This window comes from Neisseria basseii (assembly GCF_962707005.1).
Taxonomy (GTDB): Bacteria; Pseudomonadota; Gammaproteobacteria; order Burkholderiales; family Neisseriaceae; genus Neisseria; species Neisseria bergeri.
In genome coordinates this window covers 1-5,531 of sequence record NZ_CAUIXH010000037.1, presented here as the reverse complement: position 1 = coordinate 5,531, position 5,531 = coordinate 1, and the positions used below count along the sequence as shown (strand labels likewise).

At 50.5% G+C, this 5,531-nt stretch carries 2 tRNA genes and 3 rRNA genes; all 5 read left to right on the top strand.

The features are described from left to right. The first annotated feature begins 140 nt into the window (after positions 1-140). The 5 genes from Q9I99_RS11040 (at position 141) to rrf (ending at position 5,388) form a co-directional block, all read left to right on the top strand. A 16S ribosomal RNA gene (locus Q9I99_RS11040) occupies positions 141-1,681 on the top strand. Positions 1,682-1,781: 100 nt separating this feature from the next. Next, positions 1,782-1,858, top strand: a tRNA-Ile gene (locus Q9I99_RS11035). 6 nt (positions 1,859-1,864) lie between these two features. Beyond that, positions 1,865-1,940: transfer RNA gene (locus Q9I99_RS11030), tRNA-Ala, on the top strand. A gap of 346 nt (positions 1,941-2,286) precedes the next feature. After that, positions 2,287-5,178: ribosomal RNA gene (locus Q9I99_RS11025) — 23S ribosomal RNA — on the top strand. A gap of 96 nt (positions 5,179-5,274) precedes the next feature. Then, positions 5,275-5,388, top strand: a 5S ribosomal RNA gene (rrf, locus tag Q9I99_RS11020). Together the 16S, 23S and 5S rRNA genes with 2 tRNA genes alongside form the textbook arrangement of a ribosomal RNA operon. Positions 5,389-5,531: the final 143 nt, after the last annotated feature.

The following is a 5,531-nucleotide window of genomic DNA, read 5'->3' as shown; positions in this document are numbered from 1 at the left end:
AACGCTCTTTAACAAAACAGATTACCGATAAGTGTGAGTGCCTTGAGCCTCACACTGTTTGAAAGACAGACAAGATGATGTTTTGAACATTGTTCTGTCGGTTTCTTTGAAGCAGACCAGAAGTTAAAAAGTTAGAGATTGAACATAAGAGTTTGATCCTGGCTCAGATTGAACGCTGGCGGCATGCTTTACACATGCAAGTCGGACGGCAGCACAGAGAAGCTTGCTTCTTGGGTGGCGAGTGGCGAACGGGTGAGTAACATATCGGAACGTACCGAGTAGTGGGGGATAACTGATCGAAAGATCAGCTAATACCGCATACGTCTTGAGAGAGAAAGCAGGGGACCTTCTGGCCTTGCGCTATTCGAGCGGCCGATATCTGATTAGCTAGTTGGTGGGGTAAAGGCCCACCAAGGCGACGATCAGTAGCGGGTCTGAGAGGATGATCCGCCACACTGGGACTGAGACACGGCCCAGACTCCTACGGGAGGCAGCAGTGGGGAATTTTGGACAATGGGCGCAAGCCTGATCCAGCCATGCCGCGTGTCTGAAGAAGGCCTTCGGGTTGTAAAGGACTTTTGTCAGGGAAGAAAAGGCTGTTGCTAATATCAGCGGCTGATGACGGTACCTGAAGAATAAGCACCGGCTAACTACGTGCCAGCAGCCGCGGTAATACGTAGGGTGCGAGCGTTAATCGGAATTACTGGGCGTAAAGCGAGCGCAGACGGTTACTTAAGCAGGATGTGAAATCCCTGGGCTCAACCTGGGAACTGCGTTCTGAACTGGGTGACTAGAGTGTGTCAGAGGGAGGTAGAATTCCACGTGTAGCAGTGAAATGCGTAGAGATGTGGAGGAATACCGATGGCGAAGGCAGCCTCCTGGGATAACACTGACGTTCATGCTCGAAAGCGTGGGTAGCAAACAGGATTAGATACCCTGGTAGTCCACGCCCTAAACGATGTCAATTAGCTGTTGGGCAACTTGATTGTTCAGTAGCGTAGCTAACGCGTGAAATTGACCGCCTGGGGAGTACGGTCGCAAGATTAAAACTCAAAGGAATTGACGGGGACCCGCACAAGCGGTGGATGATGTGGATTAATTCGATGCAACGCGAAGAACCTTACCTGGTCTTGACATGTACGGAATCCTCCAGAGACGGAGGAGTGCCTTCGGGAGCCGTAACACAGGTGCTGCATGGCTGTCGTCAGCTCGTGTCGTGAGATGTTGGGTTAAGTCCCGCAACGAGCGCAACCCTTGTCATTAGTTGCCATCATTCAGTTGGGCACTCTAATGAGACTGCCGGTGACAAGCCGGAGGAAGGTGGGGATGACGTCAAGTCCTCATGGCCCTTATGACCAGGGCTTCACACGTCATACAATGGTCGGTACAGAGGGTAGCCAAGCCGCGAGGTGGAGCCAATCTCACAAAACCGATCGTAGTCCGGATTGCACTCTGCAACTCGAGTGCATGAAGTCGGAATCGCTAGTAATCGCAGGTCAGCATACTGCGGTGAATACGTTCCCGGGTCTTGTACACACCGCCCGTCACACCATGGGAGTGGGGGATACCAGAAGTAGGTAGGATAACCGCAAGGGGTCCGCTTACCACGGTATGCTTCATGACTGGGGTGAAGTCGTAACAAGGTAGCCGTAGGGGAACCTGCGGCTGGATCACCTCCTTTCTAGAGAAAGAAGAGGCTTTAGGCATTCACACTTATCGGTAAACTGAAAAGATGCGGAAGAAGCTTGAGTGAAGGCAAGGTTCGCTTAAGAAGAGAATCCGGGTTTGTAGCTCAGCTGGTTAGAGCACACGCTTGATAAGCGTGGGGTCGGAGGTTCAAGTCCTCCCAGACCCACCAAGAACGGGGGGCATAGCTCAGTTGGTAGAGCACCTGCTTTGCAAGCAGGGGGTCATCGGTTCGATCCCGTTTGCCTCCACCAAAACTTTACAAATGAAAACAAGTTTGCTATTCTCAGCAGCTTATTTTGATTTGCGAAGTAGAATAACGACGCATCGATCTTTAACAAATTGGAAAGCCGAAATCAACAAACAAAGACAATGAGTTTGTTTTGATTTTTTATTCTTTGCAAAGGATAAAAATCTCTCGCAAGAGAAAAGAAAACAAACACAGTATTTGGGTGATGATTGTATCGACTTAATCCTGAAACACAAAAGGCAGGATTAAGACACAACAAAGCAGTAAGCTTTATCAAAGTAGGAATTTCAAGTTTACTTCCCTAGTCAACGGGTAGGTAAACGAAGTCAAAGAAGTTCTTGAAATGATAGAGTCAAGTGAATAAGTGCATCAGGTGGATGCCTTGGCGATGATAGGCGATGAAGGACGTGTAAGCCTGCGAAAAGCGCGGGGGAGCTGGCAATAAAGCTATGATCCCGCGATGTCCGAATGGGGAAACCCACTGCATTCTGTGCAGTATCCTAAGTTGAATACATAGACTTAGAGAAGCGAACCCGGAGAACTGAACCATCTAAGTACCCGGAGGAAAAGAAATCAACCGAGATTCCGCAAGTAGTGGCGAGCGAACGCGGAGGAGCCTGTACGTGATAACTGTCGAGATAGAAGAACAAGCTGGGAAGCTTGACCATAGTGGGTGATAGTCCCGTATTCGAAATCTTAATAGTGGTACTAAGCGTACGAAAAGTAGGGCGGGACACGTGAAATCCTGTCTGAATATGGGGGGACCATCCTCCAAGGCTAAATACTCATCATCGACCGATAGTGAACCAGTACCGTGAGGGAAAGGCGAAAAGAACCCCGGGAGGGGAGTGAAATAGAACCTGAAACCTGATGCATACAAACAGTGGGAGCGCCCATGTGGTGTGACTGCGTACCTTTTGTATAATGGGTCAACGACTTACATTCAGTAGCGAGCTTAACCGAATAGGGGAGGCGTAGGGAAACCGAGTCTTAATAGGGCGAACAGTTGCTGGGTGTAGACCCGAAACCGAGTGATCTATCCATGGCCAGGTTGAAGGTGCCGTAACAGGTACTGGAGGACCGAACCCACGCATGTTGCAAAATGCGGGGATGAGCTGTGGATAGGGGTGAAAGGCTAAACAAACTCGGAGATAGCTGGTTCTCCCCGAAAACTATTTAGGTAGTGCCTCGAGCAAGACACTGATGGGGGTAAAGCACTGTTATGGCTAGGGGGTTATTGCAACTTACCAACCCATGGCAAACTCAGAATACCATCAAGTGGTTCCTCGGGAGACAGACAGCGGGTGCTAACGTCCGTTGTCAAGAGGGAAACAACCCAGACCGCCAGCTAAGGTCCCAAATGATAGATTAAGTGGTAAACGAAGTGGGAAGGCCCAGACAGCCAGGATGTTGGCTTAGAAGCAGCCATCATTTAAAGAAAGCGTAATAGCTCACTGGTCGAGTCGTCCTGCGCGGAAGATGTAACGGGGCTCAAATCTATAACCGAAGCTGCGGATGCCAGTTTACTGGCATGGTAGGGGAGCGTTCTGTAGGCCGATGAAGGTGCATTGTAAAGTGTACTGGAGGTATCAGAAGTGCGAATGTTGACATGAGTAGCGATAAAGCGGGTGAAAAGCCCGCTCGCCGAAAGCCCAAGGTTTCCTACGCAACGTTCATCGGCGTAGGGTGAGTCGGCCCCTAAGGTGAGGCAGAAATGCGTAGTCGATGGGAAACAGGTTAATATTCCTGTACTTGATTCAAATGCGATGTGGGGACGGAGAAGGTTAGGTTAGCAAGCTGTTGGAATAGCTTGTTTAAGCCGGTAGGTGGAAGACTTAGGCAAATCCGGGTCTTCTTAACACCGAGAAGTGACGACGAGTGTCTACGGACACGAAGTAACCGATACCACGCTTCCAGGAAAAGCCACTAAGCTTCAGTTTGAATCGAACCGTACCGCAAACCGACACAGGTGGGCAGGATGAGAATTCTAAGGCGCTTGAGAGAACTCGGGAGAAGGAACTCGGCAAATTGATACCGTAACTTCGGGAGAAGGTATGCCCTCTAAGGTTAAGGACTTGCTCCGTAAGCCTAGGAGGGTCGCAGAGAATAGGTGGCTGCGACTGTTTATTAAAAACACAGCACTCTGCTAACACGAAAGTGGACGTATAGGGTGTGACGCCTGCCCGGTGCTGGAAGGTTAATTGAAGATGTGCAAGCATCGGATCGAAGCCCCAGTAAACGGCGGCCGTAACTATAACGGTCCTAAGGTAGCGAAATTCCTTGTCGGGTAAGTTCCGACCCGCACGAATGGCGTAACGATGGCCACACTGTCTCCTCCCGAGACTCAGCGAAGTTGAAGTGGTTGTGAAGATGCAATCTACCCGCTGCTAGACGGAAAGACCCCGTGAACCTTTACTGTAGCTTTGCATTGGACTTTGAAGTCACTTGTGTAGGATAGGTGGGAGGCTTAGAAGCAGAGACGCCAGTCTCTGTGGAGCCGTCCTTGAAATACCACCCTGGTGTCTTTGAGGTTCTAACCCAGACCCGTAATCCGGGTCGGGGACCGTGCATGGTAGGCAGTTTGACTGGGGCGGTCTCCTCCCAAAGAGTAACGGAGGAGTTCGAAGGTTACCTAGGTCCGGTCGGAAATCGGACTGATAGTGCAATGGCAAAAGGTAGCTTAACTGCGAGACCGACAAGTCGAGCAGGTGCGAAAGCAGGACATAGTGATCCGGTGGTTCTGTATGGAAGGGCCATCGCTCAACGGATAAAAGGTACTCCGGGGATAACAGGCTGATTCCGCCCAAGAGTTCATATCGACGGCGGAGTTTGGCACCTCGATGTCGGCTCATCACATCCTGGGGCTGTAGTCGGTCCCAAGGGTATGGCTGTTCGCCATTTAAAGTGGTACGTGAGCTGGGTTTAAAACGTCGTGAGACAGTTTGGTCCCTATCTGCAGTGGGCGTTGGAAGTTTGACGGGGGCTGCTCCTAGTACGAGAGGACCGGAGTGGACGAACCTCTGGTGTACCGGTTGTAACGCCAGTTGCATAGCCGGGTAGCTAAGTTCGGAAGAGATAAGCGCTGAAAGCATCTAAGCGCGAAACTCGCCTGAAGATGAGACTTCCCTTGTGGTTTAACCACACTAAAGAGTCGTTCGAGACCAGGACGTTGATAGGTGGGGTGTGGAAGCGCGGTAACGCGTGAAGCTAACCCATACTAATTGCTCGTGAGGCTTGACTCTATCATTTGAAGAACTTCAAGAGATAAAAGCTTACTGACTGATTCAGTCATCACCGAATATATTGATTAAGGCTTTACCGATTTGTAACAGTTTAAGTTTGGCGGCCATAGCGAGTTGGTCCCACGCCTTCCCATCCCGAACAGGACCGTGAAACGACTCAGCGCCGATGATAGTGTGGTTCTTCCATGCGAAAGTAGGTCACTGCCAAACACCCTTTCAGAAAACCCCCGATTATTCGGGGGTTTTTGCCTTACCCGCAAAGCGGGTCGGGAAATGCGGGCTTCGGGCGGATGCGGAGCTTGAAGCGTCCGGGTATTCATTTTAAAATGACGCACCTTGTCGTCCGCAGATGC